This window comes from Amycolatopsis sp. NPDC101161 (assembly GCF_044768185.1).
In the GTDB taxonomy this organism is placed as follows: Bacteria; Actinomycetota; Actinomycetes; order Mycobacteriales; family Pseudonocardiaceae; genus Amycolatopsis.
On sequence record NZ_JBIWPI010000001.1, the window covers coordinates 1,679,306 to 1,704,770 of the forward strand.

The window sequence follows — 25,465 nt, forward strand, 5'->3', positions numbered from 1 at the left end:
GCTTCGTGGCGTTCGGCACAGGCGTCAGAATATTGACGCATCCGTTGACTCCCGCGTACCGTGAAGCTCACGAGACCACGCGGGAGGCAGTCATGACCGAGCTGGACCACCGGGTGCGGGGCGTCGACCACGTCGCCTTCCCCACCTTCGACCCCGCCGCCACCGTGCGGTTCTACCGGGATGTGCTCGGGTTCCCCGTCGTGCACTCGATCTGCGCGGCGGGGTGGGGCCCGGAGAACCACCCCGACTTCATCCACTTCTTCTTCGACATCGGCAACGACGACCGGATCGCGTTCTTCTACTACTTCGGCTCCACCCCCGAAGTCGGCGGTCCCGAAGGCGTCAAAGGCGATGTCTACGCGCGGTTCGGCGCGGACGTCCCCGAGTACTTCGTGCGCTCGCGGCACCTCGCGATCCACGTGAACGACGAAGCCGACCTGCTGGAGTACCGCCGCCGGCTCGACGCGAGCGACTGGCCCGTCGAAATGCAGATCCAGCACGAGACCATCGAGTCGATCTACACCCACGACCCCAACGGCTACATGTTCGAGATCACCCGCGCGATGCGGCCCGTCACGCCGCAGGAGGACCTCGACGCCACCCTGACCATCGACGCGCTCCTCGACGTCGTCGGCGAGCCGGAGCCGACCTTCGGGAAGCTCCTCGCGCGCAAGGCGGAGCTGATCGTCGAGCGCGCGGCGGACTGGGAACCGGTGCGATGACCGCCTTCTACGTCCTCGACGTCCCGGAAAACACCGCGGTCGCGAAGATCGCCGCCGAGGACGCCGCGGTGACCGTCGGGCGGATCGGGCCGTACTTCGAGATCAGCGCCACCGGGCCGATCGTGGTCGACCGCCGCGCGACCGGCTGCCGGCACGCCGTCTGGTACTCGTGCGTGGGCGGCGTGGCGCGCGACAGCCGGATCACCCAGCACGACAAGGACGCCCTGCGCGTGGAGCCGGTGTGAGCGGCCGCCTGGGCGCCGGCCGGTACCTCGCCGCGGGGGAGCGGCCCGCGTCCACCGTGCACGAGCTGACCACTGTGGACGGTGCGACCGTGCGCGGCGTACTGTCCACTGTGGCCGGTGCGCGGACCGTCGTGGCGCTGATGCACCCGCGGCAGGACCTGACGCACCACCCGCTCGTCCCGCTGCTGCTGCGGGCCGGGTTCGCGGTCTGGACCCAGCACACCCGCTCGGTCAACAACGACCTGAACCTCGTCCACGAGCAAGCGCTCCTCGACGTCGCCGCCGGGCAGGTCTTCCTGCGGCAGCAGGGTTTCGACGCGGTCGTCGTGCTCGGGCACTCGGGCGGCGGCACGCTCTTCGCCTACTACTGCGAGCAGGCCGCGCTCACCGACCGCGTCGAGACCACGCCGGGCGGGCGCCCGACGCGGCTGGCCGAAGCGGAGATGCCGCTGCCCGACGGCGTCGTCTTCCTGGCGCCGCACCCCGGCCAGGGCAAGCTGCTGCTCGCGTGTATCGACCCGTCCGTGGCCGACGAGGCGGACCCGATGTCCGTGGTCCCCGAACTCGACCCGTTCTCCCCGGCCAACGGGTTCGCCGAACCACCGGAAAGTTCCTGCTACACAAAGGAATTCCTGGAGCGCTACCGCGCGGCGCAACGTGACCGCGTCGCCCGCATCGACGCGGTGGCCCGCGCGCACCTGGCCGGCACCGCGGCGGCGCGCACAGCGTTCAAAACGAGCGGCCGAGCCGAAGACCGCCGGCGTTCGCTGGCGCCGCGCGTGCTCACGGTGTTCCGCACCGACGCCGACCCGCGCACGGTCGACCTGAGCCTCGACCCCAGCGAACGGCCGTACGGCTCGCTGTTCGGCAAGCGCCCCGACCTGATCGACTACGGGCTGGTCGGGTTCGGCCGGCTCGCGACGCCGGAAGCGTGGCTGTCGACGTGGTCCGGCCTCAGCTCCCGCGCCGACTTCGTCCGGTGTGGACCGGGCGTCACGATCCCGACGTTGTTCATCGAGCTGACGGGCGACCAAGCGGCGTTCCCGGCCGACTCCCGCCGCATGATCGCCTCCCTCGGCGCCGCGGACCTGACGGCGACCACGGTGCGAGGTCTCCACTTCGGCGGCGCCATCGCGGAAGGGGAGCCCACGGGGAACGAACTCGCGGCCGCCGAGATCGTCGAATGGCTGGGCAAGCGCTATAGCTGATCCACCTTCAGCACCGAGGTCGTGTCGCAGGTCAGCGGTGCGCCGTCGGGTGCGGTGGGCACCAGGGGCGGGACGACCGCGCCGTGCTCGTCCACCAGGACCGAATGCGGCTCGCCCGCTTCGAACGCGTGCCGCTCACCCCACTGGCGCAGCGTCACGATCACGGCGAACAGGTCCTGGCCCGCCTCGGTGAGCGCGTACTGCCGCCGCTTGCCCGACGGCGCCTCGACCTGGACGAGCAGGCCGTGCCCGGTGAGCTTGCGCAGCCGGTCGGTGAGGATGTTGCGGGCGATGCCCGTGCGCTGCTGGAAGTCGGTGAACGAGCGGGCGCCGTCCATCGCGTCGCGGATGATCAGCAGGCTCCACCGGTCGCCGATCACGTCCGCCGCCCGCGCGACCGGGCAGGTCGGGTCCGTCCACATCGCTTCTCCCATGAGTTGCGTAATGAAACCATTCTCGCCTACTCTCCGAAGAGTTGCAAATCGCAACCAATCGGAGGTGTCGTGGGACGCGGGACGAGGCTGCTCCTGGCCGTGGTGTGCGGCGTCGCGGTCGCTGGGGTGTACGCCGGGCAGCCGGTGCTGGGCCCGATGGGTGACGACCTCGGTGTGCCCCGGGACTCCGTCGGCTGGTTCGTGGCCGCCGGGCAGCTCGGCTACCTCGCCGGGCTGGTGCTGCTGGTGCCGCTCGGCGACCGGCTCGACCGGCGTCGCTTGATCGCCGCCCACCTCGCCCTGGTAGCGGCCGGGCTGGCGGTCACCGCGGCCGCACCGGTCGCCTGGGTGGCGTTCGGCGGTCTCGCCGTCGCGGGGCTCTTCGCGGTGGTGGTGCAGACGACGGTCGCGTATGCCGCGTCGATCGCGCCGCCCGCCGAACGCGGGCGCACGCTGGGCGTCGTCACGTCCGGCGTGGTGGCCGGGATCCTCGGCGCCCGGGTGCTCACCGGAGCCTTGGCGGATCTCGGTGGCTGGCGCGGCAGCTACCTGGCGCTCGCGGTCCTCGCCGCCGTACTTTCGGCGCTGTGTCTCGTGGCGCTGCCCGCGGACGTCCGGACCGGCACCGAGTCCTACGGGCGGATACTCCGGTCGCTCGCCAGGCTTTTCACCCGGCCGCTGTTCCTCCGCCGGGGTCTGATCGGGTTCTTCCTCTTCGCGTCTTTCGGTACATTGTGGAGCGGACTGGCGCTGCCCCTGGCCGGCGAACCGTGGCGGTTGAACGAAACGCAGATCGGGCTGTTCGGCGTCGCCGGGCTCGCGGGCGCGCTGGGCGCGGCCCGGGCCGGCCGCTGGGGCGACGCGGGACACGCCGGCCGCGTCACCGGCATCGCGCTCGTGCTGCTGCTCGGGTCGTGGCTCGCCATCGGGCAGCTGGGCTGGTCGTTGCTGCTGGCGGGTTTCGGTGTGCTGCTGCTCGACTTCGCCGTCCAGGTCGTGCACGTCGCCAACCAGCACGTGCTGACGACCGCGTTCCCCGGCCGCACCAGCACGGTGATCGGCGGGTACATGGTCTTCTACTCCCTCGGCTCGGCGACCGGTGCCGCCGCGACGACGGCGGTGTACGACGTGGCGGGCTGGCCGGGCTCGGCCGTTCTCGGCGCGGCGTCGGCCTTCGGCGCCCTGGTCACGTGGATGGCGGGGCTCACGGCCCGAGCGCCGCGGCGTAGTCGAACAGGGTGACGCGGTCGGGCAGCTTCGTCTTCACCATCAGGCTGGACACGTGCTTTTCCACGGTCTTCGGGGAAATCAGCAGGCGCCGGGCGATGTCGGTGTTGCCGAGGCGGTGGGCCAGCAGCCGGAAGACGTCGTATTCGCGGACGGTGACCCCGGCGTCCCGCAGTTCGCGCGGGAGGCGGTGGAGGCCGGGCCGCCGTTGCCGCACGGATTCCCCGGCCCGGCGCAGCAGGGTGCGGCAGGCCCCGGCGACGGCGGGGACGGCGGCGTCGTGGAAGTACTCCTCGGCGGCCCGCAGCCAGGGGACGGGTTCGCCCCAGCCGTCGGCGAGCGCGGCTTCGGCGACGAGCCGCGCCCCGAGGTGCGCGGCCATCCGGTAGGGGTAGGCGGCTTCGCGGGCTTCCTTGGCGGCGGCTTCGGCAGCGGCGGTGTCGCCGTGCCGGCCGTGGGCGACGGCTTGCGCCAGGGCGGCGAACTGCCGGTTCCACCGAAACCGGCTCGCGGGAGTGTTTGTGGCGGCGTCGAGCCGGTCTTGCGGCAGATCGCCGGCGAGGACGTCGAGGAGGAGGGCGAGGCCGTGGTGACCGGCGAGGGGAGAGCTGCCGGAGTGGCGCACGCGGTTGAGGTCCCGCCGGGCGCGGTCGCGGTCTTCCTCGAGCAGGGCACAGACGGCTTGGGCGAGGCCGAGGGTGAGGGTGAGGTCGGGGTGGTGGTCGCCGCGGGTGGCGCGGAGTTCGGCGACGGCCTCGGTCATGGTCGCCCGGTCGGCTTGGTGGGCCGCGGAGATGGCCCGGATGACGGTGCTGCTGTTGGAATCGGGAGTGCTCGCGCGGTGGGCTCCGGGGGTGGTGGTCGCTCCGGCGTGGGTCTCGCGGTCGGCTCGGCTGGCGGCGCTGGCCGACCCGGCGTGGCTGGCTTGGGTGGTTGCGCGGTGGTGGGAGTCGGTCGTTCCGGCCGGGGCCTCTCGGTCGGCTCGGGTGCTGCCGATCCTGGCGCGGTCGGCTTGGGTGGCGGTGTGGTGGTGGGAGTCGGTCGTTCCGGCCGTGGCTTCGCGGTCGGCTCGGGTGCTGGCCAGCCCGGCGTGGTTGGCTTGGGTGATTGCGCGGTGGTCGGAGTCGGCCGCTCCGGCCGGGGCCTCGCGGTCGCCCCGGGTTGCGCCTGTGGGGCAAGCACTGGCGATCTCCTCCGCCGCGCACTCGCCCCGGACCGCCGTTTCCCGCTCCAGCTCGGCCAACCTCTGCTCACCCGCGCGGAACTCCCCACCGAGCACCAGCCCGTGCAGGACGATCGCGAGTTCGGCCATCCTCGCCGCCGGCACCGAACCGGCGCGGCGGGCGTGCTCGCGGGCCAGTGCCAGGCCGCCCGTATCTCCCTCCGTCAGCGCGAAGTGCTCGCCCAGCCGCAGCAGCACATGCGTGCGCCACAACGGCATCCGGTGGGACTCGGTCAGCGCGTGGGCTCGCTCCAGTGACTTCCTCGCCTCTTCCGGATCCCGCGAACGCACCAAGACCCCCAGCGCGAGCAGCGCCTGGCACGTCACGACCGGGTCGTTACTCTGCTCGAGCGCCGCCGTGGCGAGGTGCTCCGCTTCGGCCGCCCGGTCCGGTTCCTCCAGCAGCAGCAACGCCTGGACCGCGTCGACCGCCGCGCGCCGGCGGTCCGACCGGGTGCGGGTGCGGGCCGCCGTCAGGTGGGCGAGCGCGGCCGCCGGGCGGCCCGCCGAGTGGGCCGCCCACGCCAGGCGCGCGTGCAGGACCGCCGCCCGGTCGAACAGCCCCACCTCGGAAAACCGGGCCGCCAACGCGGAAGCGCGGTCGAACTGCCCGGTCTCGCCGAGCGCGAAGACCAGCGATTCCAGGACCGCGCCGCGCAGATCCGGGCTCTCGGTCAGCAACGCGTCCGCGCGGACGAGCAGCTCCACCGCGGACCCGGCCGCCGCCGACTCCAGGGCCCGGCGGCCCGCGTCGGCGAACAGGCGCCCGGCCGCCGCGCGGTCGCCCGCGAGCCGGCGCAGCTCGGCCACCCGTGCGCACCAGTCGCCGGGTAGGCCGGGGTGCAGCAGCTCGGCCGCGTCGGCCGCCAGCCGGGCGAGCTCCGCCCGCCGCGTCGGGCCCAGCTGCGCCAGCACCGCCTCGGCCGTCAGCGGGTGCCCGAACGTGTACCAGCCGAGCGCCGCCGGATCGGGCTCGACGAGCCGCGCGTCGACGGCCGCGTCGAGGAACGCCGCCACCGTCCGGTCGTCGGCCCCGGCGGCCCGCTGCACCACCGGCGCGGCGAAGCGCGGGCCGAGGATCGCCGCCGCGGCCAGCAGTCCGGCGCCGTCGGGCCCGAGCCGCGCCGTCCGGGTGGCGACGCTGCCCGCCAGCGCCGCGGGCACGGTGCCGGTGTCCGCCAGGTGCCAGCCCCCGGGCCGGTCGGTCAGCAGCCCGTCGCCGACCAGCTCGTGCAGCAGTTCTTCGACCAGGAACGGGATCCCGGTGCTGAGCCGCCACAAGTGGGTGGCCGTCTCGGCGGGCACCCGCGCGCGGTCCGCGCCGAGACACGCCGCGACGACGTCGTGCACGGCGCCCGGGCCGAGCCGCGGCAGCGTGCGCAGGACGCAGGCGCCGCGCCGGGCCGCGGACCGGGCGATGTCGCGGGCGGCGGACGGGTCGTCGCGGATCGTCCCGATCAGCAGCACCCGGGCGGAGTCCAGGTTGCCGACCAGGTACTCCAGCACGAACAGCGTCTCCGCGTCGGCGTCGTGCAGGTCGTCGAGCACCAGCACGCAGCCGCCGGCCCGGCCGACCACGGCCAGCAGCCGCAACACCGCCTCGGCGACGACCAGAAGCGGCGGGTCCGATTCCGGGCCACTCCGCCAGTCGGGCACGAGCACGCCCAGCGCCGGGAGGTAAGGGCCGAGTTCGCCGACGTCGACCGGCTCGGCGTCGCGCGTCAGCGAGAACAACGCCTCGGCCAGCGGCCGGAACGGCACCACCGGGCCGACCGAGCTGCCCTGCCCGCGCAGCACCCGGGCACCACGGCCGGCCGCGCGCGCCGCCGCCTCACGGGCGAGCCGGGACTTGCCGATCCCGCTCTCCCCGGCGAGGAAGACCGCCCCGCCCCGGCCGGCCAGCGAGGCGTCGAACGCCGTGGCCAGTTCACGCAGCTCCGCGTCCCGGCCGACCAGCTCCGGTGAGCGGATCAGCATGCGCGGTCGGCAACCGCGGAAAAGGAATAATCGTATTCACGCATCGAATTGAGCCCCCAGCTCCGGCGCCCCTCCGGACGGCCACTTCTTGGATACACGACAAGCACCGGAGCGCCAACCGGGACCGAATGCTGGAATTCACCGCGGCGATACCGGAACGCCTTTACCGGACGGCCTGGGGCGGGTTCCCCCAGGTTTCCCCGGCGGGCGGCGGGCGGGGCGGACCGCCCGGATAGTCCGTTCGGTGGTTGACACGCCCCGGGCGGCCACGCGTCCCACCTGGACGCCGTGACTCCGGCCGCACAAGTGGTCCAGGCCACCGGCCCGACGTCGGGATTCGCCCTGCTCGCGGGGAAAACGCGAGGTCCGCGGAAAAGGTGGGGGAGCGGCCCCCATGGCGCGGCGGCACCCGGCATGGGCAGACTGGCGAACGCCACGGCTGGGGTGAAGTAACCGGGGCACTGGGGTACCACCGCGAATGAACGCGCCGCCGGACTTCGGCGTGAACGCGTTCCCGCGGTGCGCCCTCAAACCCGAACCTTCGGGCATTCCGGTCTCGAACTCAGGTGCCGCCGCGAATGCGGTGGCCCGGCAGAATGCGGGGAAACAAGTGGGTGCGAACGCAATCACCCGGGTCGGCGTGGTCGGCTCGGGCACGATGGGCGCGGGGATCGCCGAGCTCTGCGCGACGCGGGGGCTCGACGTCCGGCTGGCGGTGTCGCGGGAGTCGTCGCTGACCTCGGCGCCGCGGAAGATCGCGGCGTCGCTCGGCCGCCGCGTCGACAAGGGCAAGCTGACCCCGGACGAGCGCGACGCCGCGCTGGCCCGGATCAGCGTCGGCACGGACCTGGCCGAGCTCGGCGATCGGCACCTCGTCATCGAGGCGATCCCCGAGGACGAGCAGCTCAAGCTCGGCCTCTTCGCCACGCTGGACAAGATCGCCGGCGACGACGCGATCCTCGCCAGCACCACCTCGGCGATCGCGATCACCCGGCTCGCCGCCGCGACCACGCGGCCGGACCACGTGCTGGGCCTGCACTTCTTCAACCCCGTCACGGCGATGCGGCTCGTCGAGGTCGTGCCCGCGCTGCCGACGGCCCCCGAGGTGACCGAGCAAATCACCGCGTTCGCCGAACACACCCTGGACCGGCAGCCGATCACCGTTGCCGACCAGAGCGGCTTCGTCGTCAACGCCCTGCTGATCCCGTACCTGCTCGCCGCGATCCGCATGGTCGACACCGGCTACTGCCCGGCCGAAGACGTCGACCGCGCCATGGAACTGGGCTGCGCGCACCCGATGGGCCCGCTGCGGCTGGCCGACTTGATCGGCCTCGACGTCGTCGCCGCCATCGCCGCCGCGCTGCACGACGAGTTCAAGCAGCCCCTCTACGCCGCCCCGCCGTCGCTGTCCCGGCTGGTCGAAGCCGGCCACCTCGGCCGCAAGACCGGCCGCGGCTTCCACACGTACTGAAGGAGAAAACCGTGCACTCGTTCCTGAACATCAAGAAGTCCGCCCGGATCAGCGACGACTTCTGGGACGTCACCGACAAAGCCGGGCTGTTCGACGTCGTCGTCGCCGGCCTCGGCGACGGCCGCCACCGCGCGCTCGACGACGGCCACGAGTTCGTCAACATGTCCTCATACTCCTACCTCGGCCTCGACACCCACCCGAAGCTGGTGCGAGCCGCCGCCGACGCCGTCCTCGCCGAGGGCGCGCTGAACACCTCGACGTCCCGGATGCGCGTGCGCTTCGGTGCCCTGCGGGACGCCGAAGCGGCGCTGTCCGATCTCTTCGACGTCGAGGCCGTGACGCTCAACTCGTGCGCCGCCGCCGCGTGGGCGGCCCTGCCGCTCGTCGCCTCCGGGATCTTCACCGAAGGCGAACCGCCGCTGATGGTGTTCGACAAGAACGCGCACTTCTGCCTGAACGCGATGAAGCCGAGCGTCGCCGATGAGACCGAGGTCGCGGTGGTGCCGCACAACGACGTCGAAGCGCTCGAAGCGTTGTGCAAGCAGCACAAGCGGGTCGCCTACGTCGCCGACGGCGTCTACAGCACCGGCGGGCAGGCGCCGGTGAAGGAACTTCTGGCCCTGCAGGACAAGTACGGCCTGTTCCTCGTCTTCGACGAAGCCCACGGCATCTCCACCGTCGGCCACCGCGGCCGCGGCGTCGTGCTGGAGGAGCTCGGGCAGATCAACGACCGCACGATCATCATCACCTCGCTCAACAAGGGGTTCGGCGCGTCCGGTGGCGCGATCTTCCTCGGCAAGCGGGGCTCGCAGTGGCGGCTGGACACCGCGCAGCGCAACGGCGGCCCGCTGATGTGGTCGCAGCGCATCAACACCGCGGGCCTCGGCGGCCTGCTCGCGTCCGCGGAGCTGCACCGCACCGACGAGCTGACGCTCCTGCAGCAGCGGCTGCAGGACAACATCGCGCTCTTCGACCGCCTGGTGGAGACCGGCGAACGCGGTGACGGGCTGCCGATCCGGTTCGTGCGGGTCGGCTCGGAGGACGCGACCGTCCGGCTCGCGCAGGACCTGTTCCGCAACGGCTTCTACGTCTCGCCGATCTTCTTCCCGATCATCGGCCGCGGCAAGGCCGGCCTGCGGATCATGCTGCGCGCCAGCATGACCACGGCCGAGATCGAGCGGTTCGCCGCCCTCCTCGGCACGCTGGGGGACGCGTGACGGCGCTGCGTTCCCACGTCGACGTCGCCTCGGCCGGGTTCCGCCGCAACGCCGAGGACTTCGAGGTCAACCGCGAGGTCATCGCCCGGGCGCGAGCCGCGGCGCTGGCCGGCGGCACCGAGAAGGCCCACCGCAAGCACGCCGCGCGCGGCAAGCTCACCGCCCGGCAGCGCATCGCCCGTCTGCTGGACCCCGGCACCCCGCTGCTGGAGGTCGGGCAGCTCGCCGCGCACGACGTCTACGACGAGCCGGTCCCCTCGGCCGCGCTCGTCGTGGGCGTCGGGATCGTCGCCGGCCGGCCGTTCATGGTCTTCGCCAACGACGCCACCGTGAAGGGCGGGACGTACTTCCCGCTCGGCGTCCGGAAACACCTGCGCGGGCAGAAGATCGCGCGCGAGAACGGCCTGGGCTGCCTCTACCTCGTCGACTCGGGCGGGGTGTTCCTGCCGCTGCAGGAAGACCTCTTCCCCGACGAGGACCACCTCGGCCGCATCTTCCGCAACATCGCGGAGATGTCGGCCGAAGGGCTGCCGCAGCTGGCCGCCGTGATGGGCTCGTGCACCGCGGGCGGGGCGTACATCCCGGCGATGTGCGACGAGACGGTGATGGTCCGCGGCACCGGCACGGTGTTCCTCGGCGGCCCGCAGCTGGTGCGCGCGGCCACCGGCGAGGTCGTCGACGCCGAAACGCTCGGGGGCGCCGACCTGCACACCCGCGTCACCGGGGTCGCCGACCACCTCGCCGAGAACGACGAGCACGCCCTGGCCATCCTGCGCGACCTCGCCGCGCGCAGCACCCGGCCGCCGCTGTCTCCGCCGCCGCGGACGCCCCGGCTGCCGAAGTACGACCCCGCGGAGCTGCCGGGCGTGGTCAGCGCCGGGCTGAAGGAGCACATCCCGGCGCGGGAAGTCCTCGCGCGGCTGCTCGACGACAGCGAGCTCACCGAGTACCGCGCCCGGTTCGGCCCGACGATCGTCTGCGGCACCGGGCACGTCGGCGGCTACCCGGTCGGCGTGCTGATCAACGACGGCGTCCTGTTCTCCGAGAGCGCGCAGAAGGCCGCGAACTTCATCGAGGTGTGCGCGCAGCGGGAAATCCCGCTGCTGTTCCTGCACAACATCAACGGGTTCATGGTCGGCGCCGAGTACGAGGCCGGCGGGATCACCAAGCACGGCGCCAAGCTCGTCAACGCCGTGTCGTGCGCGAAGGTGCCGAAGTTCAGCCTGGTGATCGGCGGCAGCTACGGCGCGGGCAACTTCGCCATGTGCGGCCGCTCGATGGGGTCGCAGCTGATGGCGATGTGGCCGAGCGCCCGGTCCACTGTGGTCGGTGCGGAGCAGACGGCCAAGGTGATGACGCTGATCCGCGGCGACCAGCTCGCCAAGGAGGGCCGCGAGCTGACGCCCGAGGAGGAGGCGGAGATCCGCGAGCCGATCCTCGCCGCCTACGAACGGCAGGCGCAACCGCTGTACTACGCGGCCCGGTTGTGGGTCGACGCCGTCGTCGACCCGGTCGAGACCCGGGACTGGCTCGCGCTGTGCCTGGCCATGGCCGCCGACGCGCCGAAGCGGGAGACCCGCTTCGGGGTCTTCAGGATGTGAGGGACGATGCCGAAACGCGTGCTCATCGCCAACCGCGGGGAGATCGCCCGCCGGATCGCGCGCACCTGCCGCCGGCTGGACGTCGACTACGTGGCCGTGCACTCCGCCGCGGACGCCGGGGCGGCCCACCTCGAGGGCGCGGTCGACACCGTCCACATCGGACCGGCCGCGGCCCGGGAGAGCTACCTCGACATCGACGCCGTCGTCGAAGCGGCCCTGCGCACCGACTGCGACGCCGTCCACCCCGGCTACGGCTTCCTGTCGGAGAACCCGGAGTTCGCCGCCCGCGTCACCGAAGCGGGGCTCGTCTACATCGGACCGGACGCGGCCACCATCGAGGCGATGGGGGACAAGGCCCGCGCCCGCGAGCTGATGGCCGCGGCCGGGGTCCCGGTGCTGCCGGGCTCGGAGCACGCGACCGAGTCGGCGGACGTCCTGCTCGCCGACGCGCGCCGGATCGGGTACCCGGTGATCCTCAAGCCCGTCGCCGGGGGCGGTGGCAAGGGCATGCGGGTGGTGCACGACGAGGCGGAGCTGCCCGAGGCGGTCGCCGAAGCCGTCCGCCTGGGCCGCGCCGGCTTCGGCGACGGCCGGTTGCTGGCCGAGCGGTACGTCGCCGCGCCGCGGCACCTCGAGGTGCAGGTCTTCGGCGACCGCCACGGCACCGTCGTCCACCTCTTCGAACGCGAGTGCTCGCTGCAGCGGCGGCACCAGAAGATCGTCGAGGAGGCACCGGCGCCGCACCTGCCGCCGACGACCCGCCGCGCCCTGCTCGACGCGGCGGTGCGCGGCGCCACCGCGCTCGGCTACGTCGGCGCGGGCACGTTCGAGTTCATCCTCGACGGCGACGGGCGGTTCTTCTTCCTGGAGGTCAACACCCGGCTGCAGGTCGAGCACCCGGTCACCGAGGAGATCACCGGCCTCGACCTCGTCGAGTGGCAGCTGCGGATCGCCGACGGCGAGCCGATCCCGCTGCCGCAGTGGCAGATCCGGGCGACCGGGCACGCGATCGAGTGCCGCGTCTACGCCGAGGACCCCGCGCACGGCTTCCGGCCGGCGCCGGGCCGCGCCGAGGTCGTCCGGTGGCCCCGGGACGTCCGCGTCGAAGCCGCGTTCGACGACTCCGGCGCGGTGCCCGGGTTCTACGACCCGATGGTCGCGAAGCTCGTCGCCGCCGGACCCGACCGGCCGGCGGCGCTCGCCCGCCTGCGCACGGCGATCGAGGACACCACCCTCGTCGGCCTGACCACGAACCTCGGTTTCCTCGGCGAGCTGCTGGCCGAGCCGCGGGTCGTCGAAGGCGAGGTCGACACCCACCTCGTCGACGGCGTCACCGCCCGCCCCGCGACCCACGACCGCGACGCGCAGGCGCTGGCGTGCGCGGCCGCCATGGCGGTGCCCGAGCGGACCGCCGCGGCCTCGCCGTGGACCGGGACGATCGGGGCGTTCGACCGCGCCGCGCTCGACCCGGACGCCCCGCTCGGCCGGCTCGTCCTGCGCCTCGACGGCCGCGACCGCGAGGCCCGGCTGCTGGCCCGCGACCGGGCCGGACTGCACGTCGAGGCCGAAGGGCGCCGCGTCACGGTGCTGGCCGGACCCGCGGCGGACGGCCTGGTCCGCGGCACGGTGGGATCCACCCGCTGGACGGGTTTGCCCACCTCGGACGGCTACGAGATCGTCATCGGCGGCCACCGCGCCGCGCTGTCCCGGCCGACGTTCGACGAAGGCGGTGGCGAGGCCTCGGACGGCGCGGTGCGCACGCCGATGCCCGGCGCGGTCGTCGGCGTGGCGTGCGAGCCGGGCGGCCGGGTCGAAGCGGGGGAACTGCTGGTGATCGTCGAGGCGATGAAGATGGAGAACCGCATCGTCGCGCCGTTCGCCGGCACCGTCGACCGGCTCTCCTGCGCCCCCGGCGAACTCGTCGCCGCCGACCAGGTCCTCGTCACCCTCACCCCCTGAAGGAGAAACCATGTCCGATGAACCCACCCTGCTGTTCGTCGGCGGCGCCCGGCCGCTCACCTTCAGTCTCGACATGGCCGCGGAAGCCTTGGCCCAGGCCGCGGCCCGGGGCATCCGCGTGCACGTCACCAACACCGCCGAGATCCTGGCCGCGACCGAGGACGTCGTCGCGAAGGCCGCCGAAGTGTCCACTGTGGACGTGCTGAAGCCCGGCGAGTCCGCCGCCTGGGCCCGCGACCGCGGCTTCGACGCCGTGTACGCGCTCCAGGAACTGGCCCAGGTGGCCGTCGCCGAGACGGCGGAAGCGGTCGGCGCCCCGGGCAACCCGCCCGAGGCCGTGCACCGCGTCCGGACCAAGGACGCCTGCCGCGAAGCCCTGGCCGCCGCCGGATTCCCGCAGCCGGTCGTCCGGCTGTGCGCGAACGAAGCGGAAGCCGAGGCGTTTCTGCGTGAGTACGCCGGGCCGTGGATCGTCAAACCCCGTGACGCCATGGGCAGCACCGGCGTCAGCCTGGTGACCGAGGCCGGGCAGCTGCCCGCGGCGATCGCGCTGCTGCCGGACGCGAAGCCGTTCCTCGTCGAGCAGTTCGTCGACGGGCCGGAGTTCAGCGTCGAGGGCGTCTTCCTCGGTGGCGTGCCGAAGATCCTCGCCGTCACCGCCAAGGAGAAGGTGCCGCCGCCGTTCTTCGTCGAGACCGGGCACCTGCTGCCCGCGCCGCTGCCGGAGGCCCGGCGACGGGAGATCGAAGAGCAGGTGTCGAGCGCGCTGCGGACGCTCGGGCTGCGCGTCGGCGGCTTCCACGTCGAGCTGTGGCTCACCCCGGCCGGCGTCGTGCTCGGCGAGGTGCACGGCCGCTTCGGCGGCGACTGGATCCACCGCATGCTCGCCCACGCCATCCCCGGCCTCGAGCTGTTCGGCCTGGTCTTCGACGACATGCTCGGGCGCCCGTTCCCGGACGTGCCCCTGGAACCGAGCCGCGGCGCCGCCGTCCGGTACTTCACGCCGCCGCCGGGCCGGCTCGCCGCCGTCGAAGGCTGGGACGAAGTCCTCGCGCACCCCGCCGTCCTGTACGCGGAACTCGGCGTGAAGGCCGGCGACGAAATCAAGCCCGTGCACCGGTCCGGTGACCGCGTCGGCCTGGTCGTCGTCGGGGCCGACACGCCCGAAGCGGCGAGCGCGCTGGCCGCCGACCTCGTGGACTCGGTGAAGTTCGTCCCCGAGTCCGAACCCGACCGCCTGCCGGGCCTGTGGGCCCTGCGTTGACCTTCGAGGACGACATGACCGACATCGGTATCCTCAGCACCGGCTCCTACCTGCCCGACCGGGTCGTCACCAACGCCGAGATCGCCCCGGCGGCCGGCGTCGACGCGGCGTGGATCGAACGCAAGACCGGCATCCGCGAACGCCGGCACGCCGAACCCGGGCAGGCCACCTCCAACCTCGCGGCGATCGCGGCCGACCGGGCGCTGCTCGCGGCCGGCCTGAGCCCGGACGACGTCGACCACGTCGTCGTCGCCACCTCCACCCCGGACCACCCGCAGCCGGCGACGGCCAGCCTGGTCCAGCACCTCATCGGCGCCCGGTCGGCTTCGGCCGTCGACGTCAACGCTGTCTGCAGCGGGTTCGTCTACGCCCTCGCCATGGCCCGCGGTCTGGTGCGGGACGGCGGGCACGCCCTGGTGATCGGCGCCGACATCTACTCCCGCATCCTGGACGTGCGTGACCGCAAGACCGCGATCCTGTTCGGTGATGGTGCGGGGGCGGTCGTGCTCGGCCCCGTACCGGCGGGAGGGGGCGTCATCGGCACGCGGCTGCGCGGACACGGTGACGACCACCGCCTCATCGGCGTGCGCGCGGGCGGCAGCCGGCTCCCCGCGTCCGTGCGCTCGGTGCTGGACGGCGAGCACTTCTTCCGGATGGACGGCCGGGGCGTGCGCGAGTTCGTCAACGGGCACGTGCCCGCGGCGATCGCCCAGACCCTGCGCGAGACCGGGCTTCCGGCGGCCGCGGTCGGCCACCTCGTGCCGCACCAGGCGAACGGCGTCATGCTGCGCGAGCTGGGGGAGACCCTGGACCTGCCGAACGCGGCCCTGCACCTGACCGTCGACCGGTACGCGAACACCGGTGCGGCGTCCGTGCCGGTCACGCTCGACGCCGCCCACCGCGCCGGCGCCCTCGACGTCGGCGACGTCGTGCTGCTGGCCGCGTTCGGGGGCGGCATGAACCTCGGCGTCACCCTCTGCCGCTGGACCGCGACCCCGCCGCGCGCCGGCCTCGACGTCCGGCCGCGCGCCGGCGCCCTGTCCCACCGCTGAGAAAGGTCTTCCATGCCCGCGCTCCTTCCCCGCGGCGGCCCGCCCCGGCTCCTCGCGGTGGCGACCCTGGTCACCATGACCGGCTACGGCGTCTACCTGACCGCCGGCGTCCTGTACTTCACCCGCGTCGTCCAGCTGCCCGCCGCGCAGGTCGGCCTCGGGCTGACGGTCGCGGGCGCGGTCTCGCTGTCGGCCGGGATCCCGTTCGGGCACCTCGCGGACCGCCACGGCGCCCGCACGGTGTACGCGCTGACGCTCGTCCTCGGCGCCGTCTCGATGGCGGGACTGTGCCTGGCGCAAGGGTTCTGGTCGTTCGTGCTGTTCGCGAGCCTCGGCGCGGCGGCCCAGACGGCCGGGCCGGCGGCGCGCAGCCCGCTGGTGCAGGAGTACGGCGGCGACCGGCCGGCGGAGTTCCGCGGCTACCTGCGGTCGGTGACGAACCTGGGCATCGCGCTCGGCGCGCTGCTGGCCGGCTGGGGCGTCGCGGCGGACACGCGGTACGCGTACGTGCTGCTGATCGCGGGCAGCGCGGTGTCCTACGCGGCCAGCGCGGCGATCGTGCTGTTCCTGCCGGCGGTCCCGCCGAAACCGGCCGGGACGGGCCCGCGCTGGGTGGCCCTGCACGACCGGCCGTACCTGGTGCTGACGTTGCTCGACGGGGTGATGGCGATCCAGTACCGGGTCCTTTCGGCGGCGGTCCCGCTGTGGCTGGTCGCCCGCACGACGGCGCCGAACTGGACGGTCTCCGGCGTGATGGTGGTCAACACGGTGATCGTGGTGGTTTTCCAGGTCCGCGCGAGCCGCCGGATCGACACGACGAAGGCGGGCGCGCTGGCGTTCCGCCGAGCCGGGTTCGCGTTCTTCGCGGCGTGCGTGGCGATCGCGGCGATGGCGGGCGCGCCGACGTGGCTGGCGCTGGTGCTGCTGCTGGCGGCGGTGGTGGTGCACACGATCGGCGAGATCTGGCAGGCGGCGGGCGGGTTCGAGCTGTCGTTCACCCTTGCCCCACCGCACGCGGTCGGGCAGTACCAGGGGTTGTTCGGCATGGGGCTCGGCCTGGGCGTGACGCTCGGGCCGGCGGTGCTGATCGCGCTGTGCATCACGTGGGGGACACCGGGCTGGTGGGTGGTCGGTGGTCTGTTCGCGGTGACGGGCTTGGCGGTGCCGGCGGTGGTGCGGTGGGCGGAGCGGGAGCGGGTTCAGGTGGCGGAACTTTCGAACCGGTAGCCGGAACGGCGAAATCCGTCCGGCCGGTGGAACGGCTTGACGACGTCGCCGGGGCGCCGGTGTACTCGGGATCATGGACGGCGGTGCTCCGCCGGACGATCCCCGCTCGAGCAGCCCCGCACCGGGGCTGCTTCGGCATGCCCTTGCAACGAAAGGAAAAGCCCGTGACGACCACCGAGAACTGGATCGCGACCGCGCAGGACGTCGCCGCGAAGCTCGCCGTCGACGCCGTCGAGCGCGACCGGGGCAACGCCACGCCGTACGAAGAGATCCGGCTGCTCAAGGAAGCCGGCCTGGTGACCCTGCTCGGCCCGCCCGAGCACGGCGGGGGCGGGCAGAAGTGGGAGACCGCCTACCGCGTCACCCGCGAGATCGCCCGCGCCGACGGTTCGATCGGCCAGCTGCTCGGCTACCACTACCTGTGGGCGTGGGCCGCGCGGCTCGTCGCGACGGACGAGCAGATCGCCGCTGTCGAAGAGCTCTACACCACCAACAACTTCTTCTTCGGCGGCGCGGTCAACCCCCGTGACTCCGATCTGACCATCACCGAGGACGGTGACGAGCTCGTCTACAATGGACACAAGTCGTTCTCGACGGGGAGCAAGGTGTCCGACCTGACCGTCCTCGAAGGCGTCCTCGCGGGCACCGGAGAACACATCTTCGCGATCGTGCCCTCGGCCCAGGAAGGCATCGTCTTCCACGACGACTGGGACAACATCGGCCAGCGGCTCACCGAATCCGGCAGCGTGACGATCACCGACGTGCGGGTGCCGTGGGCGAGCGCCGCCGGCTACGTCGACCGCAAGTTCCGCCCGCTCACCTACAACACGCTCAACGTCCCGGCGATCCAGCTGGTGTTCACGAACTTCTACCTCGGCATCGCGCAAGGTGCCCTCGACGCCGGCCTGGCGTACACGCGCGAGCGCACCCGCCCCTGGCCCTACGGTGGCGACGACAAGGAAGCCGCCGCGGAGGAGTGGTACATCCTCGACGGCTACGGCGACCTGCAAGCGAAGCTGTGGGCGGCCGAGGCGCTCACCGACAAGGCGGGCACGGCGATTTCCCGGGTGCTGCACGCCCCGCGCGAGGAGCTGACGCCGGAGGTCCGCGGCGAGCTGGCGGTGCTGATCGCCGCGGCCAAGCAGCGGGTGATCGACACGGGCTTGGAGATCGGCACGAAGATCTTCGAGCTGACCGGCGCCCGGGCGAGCGCGTCGAAGCACGGCCTGGACCGGTTCTGGCGCAACCTGCGGACGCATTCACTGCACGACCCGGTGGCGTACAAGCGCCGCGAGGTGGGTGTGTACGCACTGCGCGGCGAGCTGCCGGAGCCGACCTGGTACACGTGATCCCGCCGGGGGGGGGGGGGGGGGGCGCCCCCCGCCCCCCCCCCCCCCCCCCCCCGCGCCCGCAGGCGCCTGCCGAAGCCGCTCGCGCCTGCCGAAGCCTGCCTGCGCCTGCCGAAGCCGCTCGTGCCCGCCGAAGCCCGCCCCGCGCCCACTGTCGCTTGCCCGCGCGTGCCTCGGCCGCCCGCCCGCGCTCGCCCTCCCGGTGCCCGCCCCCGGCGGCCGCCTCCCACTCGTGCTGCCCTCTGTCGGCCGCCTGCCCGCGCCCGCCTGCGTGCGACCGCCCCGCGCCCACCCTCGGCGCCCCGCCTGCCTGCACCCACGCCCGCCCCCGCCGCTCGCCCGCCCGCCCGCACCCGCGGTGCCCGCTCGTCCCCGCGGCTCCCGAACCGTCCGCATCGTGCGAACAAACCCCCACAACTCGGACCAAACACCCGCAAGCGCGTTACTTCCCGTCCGCATACTGGGACAGTTGAATGATCACCGGCACCTCCATAGAGTTCCCGATCGTCACTCGATCGGCTGAATTCCGACTCTTGAAGGTGCCGTGCCCGCCTCCTCCCTCCCGCCGCTCGCGGCGCGCTCCCTGCCCGCCGCGGTGTGGCGTGCCGTCCGGACCGGGCGGTGGACGCCCCTCTGCGCGGTGCTGATCGCCGGCATCCTGCTGCTCGCCGCCGGGGCCGATCTGTTCGTCCTGGCCGAAGGGCAGAGCCTCGCCCCCGACATCACCACCCTCGGGCCGACCGGGCTGCCCGCCGGCGCGCTCGGGGGCGTGAGCGGCGCGCACTGGTTCGGCGTCGAGCCGCTGACCGGCGTCGACCTCTTCGCGCTCGTCGCCCACGGCGCCCGGACCTCGCTGCTCGTCGGGCTGGGCGCCACCGTGCTGGGGACCGTGCTCGGTGTCGTGATCGGGGTCAGCGCCGGCTACCTCGGCGGCTGGTGGGACCGGCTGGTCACCTGGACCGCCGACGTCATCCTCGGCTTCCCCTACCTGATCTTCATGATCGCGCTCGGCGCGGTGCTGCCGGTGGACTTCCCCCGGCAGGTCACGCTCATCGTCGTCCTCGGGCTCTTCGGCTGGCCGCGCATCGCGCGCATCGTGCGGGCCCAGACCCTGACGCTCGCGAAGCGCGACTTCGTCGCCGCGGCCCGGGTCGTCGGCGGCGGCCCGTGGCACGTCTTCACCAAGGAACTGCTGCCGAACCTCTGGGCGCCGATCATCGTCGTCGCCAGCCTGTCCATCCCGTCGATGATCGGCAACGAGGCCGCGCTGTCGTTCCTCGGCGTCGGCGTCCTGCCGCCGACCCCCAGCTGGGGCCGCACCATCAGCGCGGCCATCGACTTCTTCGAGACGGACCCCATGTACCTGGTCTTCCCCGGCGCGATGCTGTTCCTGATCACGCTGGCGTTCAACGTCGTCGGCGACGCGATCCGCGACGCGCTCGACCCGCGGTCCGGCGGTGCCGCCTGATGCGCACCGCGCGGTTCGTCGCCACCCGCTTCGCCGGGATGCTGCTGGTCCTGTTCGTCGTCGCCTTCGTGACGTTCGTGGTGTTCTACGTCCTGCCCGCCGACCCGGCGCGGCTGGCCTGCGGGCGCCCGTGCTCGCCCGAGGGCCTGCAGCTCGCGCGGGAGTTCATGGGCTACGACGTCCCGTGGTACCACCAGTTCCTCGACTTCCTCGGCGGCATCTTCGGCGGCCGCACCTTCGGCACCGGCGCCGCGGCGGTCCACTGCACCGCGCCCTGCTTCGGCTGGGACTTCCAGAACAACGTCGACGTGCTGAGCGAAATCGGCGGCCGGATCGAGGTCAGCTTCTCGGTCGCGCTGGGCGCGGCCGCGATCTGGATCGTCCTCGGCGTCGGGCTCGGCGTGCTTTCCGCGCTGCGGCGCGGAACCGCCGTCGACCGGATCACCATGGCCGCCGCGATGACCGGGGTGTCCATGCCCGCCTACCTGGCCGGGATGATCGGCATCACGATCTTCGCGTTCGCGCTCGACGTCGTCCCGAAGTCCGGGTACGTGCCGCTGACCGAGGACCCGGCGCAGTGGGCGTGGCACCTCGTCCTGCCGTGGTTCGTGCTGGCGTTCCTGCACGCCGCGATCTACGCGCGGCTGACCCGCGGCCAGATGCTCGAAACCCTCGGCGAGGACTACATCCGCACCGCGCGGGCGAAGGGCCTCACCGAGCGGAAGGTCGTGGGCCGGCACGCGCTGCGCAACGTCCTGCTGCCGGTCATCACGGTCTTCGGCGTCGACCTCGGCGGCCTGCTGGCCGGGACGGTGATCACCGAGCGGATCTTCGGCATGGCCGGCGTCGGACGGCTGCTGGTCGACGCGATCGCGTCGCTCAACCTGCCGGTCCTGCTGGGCGTGACGCTGTTCTCGGCCCTGCTGGTCACGGTCCTGAACTTCCTGGTCGATCTCTGCTACGGCGCGCTCGATCCGCGGGCTCGCCTCGTCTGAAGGGGAAACGATGAAAAAGCTGCGGTTCGCCGCGGGGGTGCTGGCCGCCCTCACGCTGCTGACGGCGTGCGGGGCCAACGACACGCCGGCCGGGCAGGGCGGCACCGTCAAGCCGGGCGGGAACCTCGTCCTGCTCAACGACGCGCCGTCGATCACCTGGGACCCGGCGAAGAGCTCGAACCTCGTCGTCACGACGCTCGGGCTGATCCACCGGCGGCTGACGTCGTGGGACGTCGCGCCGGGCAAGGACACCACGATCGTGCCCGACCTGGCCACCGACACCGGGAAGGCCACCGACGGCGGCAAGACGTGGACGTTCACCCTCAAGGACGGCCTGAAGTACGCCGACGGCACCGCCATCACCTCGGCGGACGTCAAATGGGGCCTGGAACGCTCGTTCGCGCCCGCGTTCTCCGGCGGCCTGGCCTACCACAAGGACCTGCTTTCGCCGGGCCTGGCGTACAAGGGCCCGTTCGACGGCAAGGAGCTCGACACCATCCAGACGCCGGACCCGAAGACCGTCGTCTTCCACCTCGCCCGCGCCTACGGCGACTTCAACTGGGTCGCGAGCACGCCGGCGTTCTCGCCGGTGCCGAAGGGCAAGGGCGCCGAGGCGAACTACGGTGACCACCCGGTCGCGTCCGGGCCGTACCAGCTGGCGAGCTACGAGCGTGGCAAGTCGGCGAAGCTGACGCGCAACCCGAACTGGAACCGGGACGAGGACAAGACGCGCCTCGCCAACCCCGACACCATCGAGTTCGAGCTCGGCCAGGACACCGGCGTCATCTCCAAGCGCCTGGTCGACGACACGGGCAAGGACCGCGCCGCCTTCGGCATGTCGTTCGCCTCGCCCGCCCAGCTGGCCCAGATCCAGGGCAACGCGTCGGCGAAGTCGCGGCTCGTGACGTCGGAATCCGGGGCGCTGGCCTACCTTTCGCTGAACACCCAGCGCGGCAACCTGACCAACCCCAAGGTGCGCCAGGCGTTCCAGTACGCCGTGGACAAGGCCGCCTTCCAGGTCGCGAGCGCGGGCAGCGCCCAGCTGGCCGGGGACGTCGCCACCACGCTCATCACCCCGGGCCTGCAGGGCCGCGAGCAGTACGACCTGTACCCGGCCCCGCCGTCCGGTGACGTGGCCAAGGCCAAGCAGCTGCTCGCCGAGGCCGGGTTCCCGAACGGGCTGGACGGGCTGGTCCTGGCCACCCACAACGAACGGGGTTTCCCGGAGAAGGCCGCGGCGATCCAGGCCTCGCTCGCGCGGGCGAACATCAAGGTCACCATCAAGCCGCTCGACGAGGACACCTACACGTCCGAAGTGGACACCAAGGGCCTGTCGGACTACGACCTGACGCTCACCTCGTGGCAGCCGGACATCCCGTCGGCCAACGCGAACATCCAGCCGCTGTTCCAGTCGACCGAGATCGGCAACGGCGGGTACAACGAGTCGCGCTACAACAACCCCGAGGTCGACAAGCTGATCGGGGAGGCACAGGCCACTGTGGACCCGGCCGAGGCCGGCAAGAAGTGGGCGGCGCTGGACAAGAAGATCCTCGCCGACTCGCCGGTCGTGCCGCTGATCTACACCCGCAACTCGTTCCTGCACGGGTCGCAGGTCGGCGGCGTCGAGATCGGGCGCTTCCCGGCCTACGTCGACTACCGCAAGTTCGGGATCCTGCAGTGACCGCGGCCGGACTCCTGCGGCTGCACGACGTCGCGGTCTCGTTCGGGGACGTCGAAGCCGTCCGCGGGGTCGGCTACGAGGTCCACGCGGGCGAGGTCGTCGCGGTGGTCGGGGAGTCCGGCTCGGGCAAGACGGTCACCGCGATGTCCCTGCTCGGCCTGCTCCCGCCCACGGCCCGCGTGACGGGCCGCGCGGAGCTGGCCGGGCGGGACCTCTACGCGATGACCCCGGCCGAGCTGCGCGCGGTGCGCGGCGGCGAGGTCGGCATGGTGTTCCAGGAGCCGATGAGCGCGCTGAACCCGGTGTTCACCGTCGGCGACCAGCTCGTCGAGGCGATCCGGACCCACCGGGAGCTGACCGCCTCGGCGGCGCGCGCCCGCGCGGTCGAACTGCTCGACCTGGTCGGGCTGCCCGCGCCCCGCGAACGGTTCCGGTCCTACCCGCACGAGCTGTCCGGCGGGCAGCTGCAGCGCGTCGTGATCGCCATGGCGGTGGCGAACGAGCCGAAGCTGCTGATCGCCGACGAGCCGACGACCGCGTTGGACGTCACCGTCCAGGCCGAGATCCTGGAGCTGCTGCGGGACCTGCGCTCGCGGCTGGGGACGGCGATCCTGCTGATCACGCACGACATGGGCGTGGTCGCCGACCTGGCCGACCGCGTGGTGGTGATGCACGACGGCCGGGTCGTCGAGCAGGGGACCGCGGCCGCGATCTTCACCGCGCCCGCCGAGGAGTACACGCGCCAGCTGCTCGGCTCGGTCGTCTCTCTTTCGGCGACGGCCACGTCCGGGCTCGAACGCGCGCTGGCGGCGGACCTTTCGGTCGGCCCCGGCCACGTCGCCGTGGCGGAGCACCCGGCGACGGCGTCGGTCCCGGACGTGCCCGCCCAGGCATCGCTGCTGCGGGTGGCGGACCTGTCGGTGACCTACCGCGGCCGGTTCCGCGCGATCGCCGTGCGCGCCGCGTCGGGGGTGAACCTGCACGTGGAGCCGGGGGAGGTGCTCGGCCTGGTCGGCGAATCCGGCTCCGGCAAGAGCACGGTCGCGCGCGCCGTCACGGGGCTGCTCGCGCCCACCGGTGGGTCCGTCCACATCGGAGACACCGACATCAGCCGGGTGCGCGGCCGGGCCGCGAAGGCGTTGCGGCGCCGGATCGGCATGGTGTTCCAGGACCCGTTGTCCTCGTTGAACCCCCGCACGACGGTGGGGGAGAGCGTCGGCACCCCGCTGCGGCTGCACAAGGCGGTCCGGCCGTCCGAAGTGGACGGACGGGTGGCGGAGCTGCTGGACTCGGTTCAGCTTTCGCCGTCGCTGGCCGGGCGCTACCCGCACGAGCTGTCGGGCGGCCAGCGCCAGCGGGCGTGCATCGCCCGCGCCCTGGCGCTGAACCCGGACCTGCTGGTGGCCGACGAGCCGACGAGCGCGCTCGACGTCACGATCCAGGCGAAGGTCCTCGACCTCCTGCGCGACCTGCGCCACGAGTTCGGCTTCGCGTGCCTGTTCATCAGCCACGACCTGGCGGTGATCGAGCAGCTGGCCGACCGGGTGGCGGTGATGCACCGCGGGCACGTGGTCGAGCAGGGCCCGACGAAGGACGTCCTCACGGCGCCGGCGCACCCCTACACGCAGCGCCTGCTGTCGGCCGCGCCGGTGGCGGACCCGGAGGCGCAGCGTCGCCGCCGGGAGGCCTGGCGGCAGCTGCGCTGAGCCGGATGCTTACCTCGGAGGGAATTGTTTCCGTGCCCCGGCCCGGCCATGCTTTCGCCATGACCAGTTATCCGATGCACACCCTCGACACCGCGCCGGCCGAGGCACAGGCGCCGCTGACCGTTCTGCGTGAGACGTTCGGCTTCGTGCCCGGCGCGGCCGCCGTGATGGCGAACTCGCCGGCGCTGCTCAACTCGTTCTTCTCGGCCTTCGGCCACTTCCGCGGCGGCGGCACGTTCACCCCGGCGGAGCGCCAGGTGCTGCTGCTCTCCAACGCCGTCGCGAACACGAGCGAGTGGGCGGTCGCCTTCCACACCCTCGAAGCGCTGGCCGACGGGGTCCCGCCCGAAGCGGTCGAGGCGGTACGCCGCGGCGAGCTGCCCGGTGACCCGCGGCTGGCCGCGCTGTCCGCGCTGACCGTCGCCTTCATCGAGAAGCGCGGACACCTCGACGAGAAGGACGTGCACGCGTTCACTTCGGCGGGCTTCGGCGAGGAGCAGCTGTTCGAGGTCATCACCGGGGTGGCCATCTCGGCGATGACGAACTACTCCGCGAACGTCGCCCGGCCGCCGCTGGAACCGGCGGTCGAACCGCACGCGTGGACCGCGAGTGCCTGACGTCGGCCCGCTGCTGAAGCACTGGCGCGCCGCGCGGCGGCTGAGCCAGGTGGCGCTCGCCGCGGAGGCGGCCGTCTCGTTGCGGCACTTGAGCTTCCTCGAGACCGGGCGTGCTAAACCGAGCCGCGCCATGGTGCTGAAGCTGGCCGACGTCCTCGACGTGCCGCTACGGGACCGCAACACCCTGCTGCTCAGCGCCGGGTTCGCCCCCGAGTACGCCGAGTCCCCGTTGGACGCTCCGGCGCTGGCGGCGGTACGGGCCGCGCTCGACGCGATCCTCGCGCAGCAGGAACCGTATCCGGCGCTGGTGATGGACCGCGGCTGGGACATCCGCCACGCCAACGGCGCCGCGCGGCGCTTCTTCGCTTTCCTCCACAGTGGACGTCCGACGGAGCCGCCCGGACCGCCGAACGTGCTCCGGCGGATGTTCCACCCGGACGGCGTCCGGCCGCACGTGACGAACTGGCCGGAGGTCGCCGAAGCCCTGGTCGGGCGCGTGCGCCGGGAAGCACTGGGTGGCGTGACGGACGAACGCGCCCGGGAGATCCTCGACGAGGTGCTCGGCTACCCCGGCGTACCGCCCGGCCTGCGGACCCTGGACGTGACGGGCCCGCTGCTGCCGATCGTCCCGATCCGTTACGCCCGCGACGGCGTGCGGTTCGCCTTCTTCTCGACGGTGACGACGCTGGGCACGCCCCAGGACGTGACGCTCCAGGAGCTGCGCATCGAGTGCTTCCACCCGATGGACGACGAGACCCGGGAGAACATCCGGACGCACGTGACGGAGACGATCGCCGGGTAGCGCACTTGTCCACTGTGGACG

The 25,465-nt window shown here is 72.9% G+C and carries 20 protein-coding genes; 18 read left to right on the forward strand and 2 right to left on the reverse strand.

The window, feature by feature from the left end:
- The first annotated feature begins 92 nt into the window (after positions 1-92).
- The 3 genes from ACIRSS_RS08240 to ACIRSS_RS08250 are packed head-to-tail and all read left to right on the forward strand — an operon-like array spanning position 93 to position 2,175.
- A complete protein-coding gene (locus ACIRSS_RS08240; RefSeq protein WP_400892099.1) occupies positions 93-722 on the forward strand; it encodes a VOC family protein in 630 nt (209 codons plus the stop codon).
- Complete coding sequence (locus ACIRSS_RS08245; RefSeq protein ID WP_400892101.1) at positions 719-967, forward strand: hypothetical protein; 249 nt, start codon at positions 719-721, stop codon at positions 965-967. The genes ACIRSS_RS08240 and ACIRSS_RS08245 overlap by 4 nt, the downstream gene beginning before the upstream one ends.
- Positions 964-2,175 (forward strand): alpha/beta hydrolase, encoded by a 1,212-nt coding sequence (locus ACIRSS_RS08250; protein WP_400892104.1) that lies wholly within the window; start codon positions 964-966, stop codon positions 2,173-2,175. The genes ACIRSS_RS08245 and ACIRSS_RS08250 overlap by 4 nt, the downstream gene beginning before the upstream one ends.
- Here the strand turns inward: ACIRSS_RS08250 and ACIRSS_RS08255 are convergent.
- Positions 2,166-2,609 (reverse strand): winged helix-turn-helix transcriptional regulator, encoded by a 444-nt coding sequence (locus ACIRSS_RS08255; RefSeq protein ID WP_400892106.1) that lies wholly within the window; start codon positions 2,607-2,609, stop codon positions 2,166-2,168. The genes ACIRSS_RS08250 and ACIRSS_RS08255 overlap by 10 nt on opposite strands.
- Positions 2,610-2,678: 69 nt before the next feature.
- Here ACIRSS_RS08255 and ACIRSS_RS08260 point away from each other — a divergent pair, with 69 nt between their 5' ends.
- Positions 2,679-3,851, forward strand: a complete 1,173-nt coding sequence (locus tag ACIRSS_RS08260; protein ID WP_400892108.1) for an MFS transporter — start codon at positions 2,679-2,681, stop codon at positions 3,849-3,851.
- Here the strand turns inward: ACIRSS_RS08260 and ACIRSS_RS08265 are convergent.
- Positions 3,814-7,035: a helix-turn-helix transcriptional regulator gene (locus tag ACIRSS_RS08265; protein ID WP_400892111.1), complete on the reverse strand. Its 3,222-nt coding sequence runs from the start codon at positions 7,033-7,035 to the stop codon at positions 3,814-3,816. The genes ACIRSS_RS08260 and ACIRSS_RS08265 overlap by 38 nt on opposite strands.
- Before the next feature lie 610 nt (positions 7,036-7,645).
- Here ACIRSS_RS08265 and ACIRSS_RS08270 point away from each other — a divergent pair.
- From ACIRSS_RS08270 to ACIRSS_RS08335, 14 genes are all read left to right on the forward strand, one after another.
- Positions 7,646-8,506: a 3-hydroxybutyryl-CoA dehydrogenase gene (locus ACIRSS_RS08270; RefSeq protein ID WP_400892114.1), complete on the forward strand. Its 861-nt coding sequence runs from the start codon at positions 7,646-7,648 to the stop codon at positions 8,504-8,506.
- An 11-nt stretch (positions 8,507-8,517) separates the two neighbouring features.
- Entirely contained in the window at positions 8,518-9,723 is a 1,206-nt protein-coding gene (locus tag ACIRSS_RS08275; protein ID WP_400892116.1) for an aminotransferase class I/II-fold pyridoxal phosphate-dependent enzyme, read from the forward strand.
- The gene (locus ACIRSS_RS08280) at positions 9,720-11,324 is read left to right on the forward strand and encodes a carboxyl transferase domain-containing protein (protein ID WP_400892118.1); all 1,605 of its coding nucleotides are present in this window, start codon (positions 9,720-9,722) and stop codon (positions 11,322-11,324) included. The genes ACIRSS_RS08275 and ACIRSS_RS08280 overlap by 4 nt, the downstream gene beginning before the upstream one ends.
- Before the next feature lie 6 nt (positions 11,325-11,330).
- Positions 11,331-13,283: an acetyl/propionyl/methylcrotonyl-CoA carboxylase subunit alpha gene (locus ACIRSS_RS08285; protein WP_400892120.1), complete on the forward strand. Its 1,953-nt coding sequence runs from the start codon at positions 11,331-11,333 to the stop codon at positions 13,281-13,283.
- Positions 13,284-13,293: 10 nt separating this feature from the next.
- The gene (locus tag ACIRSS_RS08290; RefSeq protein WP_400892122.1) at positions 13,294-14,547 is read left to right on the forward strand and encodes an ATP-grasp domain-containing protein; all 1,254 of its coding nucleotides are present in this window, start codon (positions 13,294-13,296) and stop codon (positions 14,545-14,547) included.
- 14 nt (positions 14,548-14,561) lie between these two features.
- Positions 14,562-15,599: a 3-oxoacyl-ACP synthase III family protein gene (locus ACIRSS_RS08295; RefSeq protein WP_400892124.1), complete on the forward strand. Its 1,038-nt coding sequence runs from the start codon at positions 14,562-14,564 to the stop codon at positions 15,597-15,599.
- A 12-nt stretch (positions 15,600-15,611) separates the two neighbouring features.
- The gene (locus tag ACIRSS_RS08300; protein ID WP_400892126.1) at positions 15,612-16,826 is read left to right on the forward strand and encodes an MFS transporter; all 1,215 of its coding nucleotides are present in this window, start codon (positions 15,612-15,614) and stop codon (positions 16,824-16,826) included.
- A 164-nt stretch (positions 16,827-16,990) separates the two neighbouring features.
- A complete protein-coding gene (locus ACIRSS_RS08305; RefSeq protein ID WP_400892128.1) occupies positions 16,991-18,175 on the forward strand; it encodes an acyl-CoA dehydrogenase family protein in 1,185 nt (394 codons plus the stop codon).
- Between the two features lie 544 nt (positions 18,176-18,719).
- Complete coding sequence (locus tag ACIRSS_RS08310; protein WP_400892130.1) at positions 18,720-19,643, forward strand: ABC transporter permease; 924 nt, start codon at positions 18,720-18,722, stop codon at positions 19,641-19,643.
- Positions 19,643-20,638, forward strand: a complete 996-nt coding sequence (locus ACIRSS_RS08315; RefSeq protein ID WP_400892132.1) for an ABC transporter permease — start codon at positions 19,643-19,645, stop codon at positions 20,636-20,638. Before ACIRSS_RS08310 ends, ACIRSS_RS08315 begins: the two co-directional genes overlap by 1 nt.
- A gap of 10 nt (positions 20,639-20,648) precedes the next feature.
- A complete protein-coding gene (locus ACIRSS_RS08320) occupies positions 20,649-22,319 on the forward strand; it encodes an ABC transporter substrate-binding protein (protein WP_400892133.1) in 1,671 nt (556 codons plus the stop codon).
- Positions 22,316-24,025, forward strand: a complete 1,710-nt coding sequence (locus tag ACIRSS_RS08325) for an ABC transporter ATP-binding protein (RefSeq protein ID WP_400892135.1) — start codon at positions 22,316-22,318, stop codon at positions 24,023-24,025. Before ACIRSS_RS08320 ends, ACIRSS_RS08325 begins: the two co-directional genes overlap by 4 nt.
- A gap of 59 nt (positions 24,026-24,084) precedes the next feature.
- Complete coding sequence (locus tag ACIRSS_RS08330; RefSeq protein ID WP_400892137.1) at positions 24,085-24,642, forward strand: carboxymuconolactone decarboxylase family protein; 558 nt, start codon at positions 24,085-24,087, stop codon at positions 24,640-24,642.
- Positions 24,635-25,444 (forward strand): helix-turn-helix domain-containing protein, encoded by an 810-nt coding sequence (locus tag ACIRSS_RS08335; protein ID WP_400892139.1) that lies wholly within the window; start codon positions 24,635-24,637, stop codon positions 25,442-25,444. The genes ACIRSS_RS08330 and ACIRSS_RS08335 overlap by 8 nt, the downstream gene beginning before the upstream one ends.
- Positions 25,445-25,465: the final 21 nt, after the last annotated feature.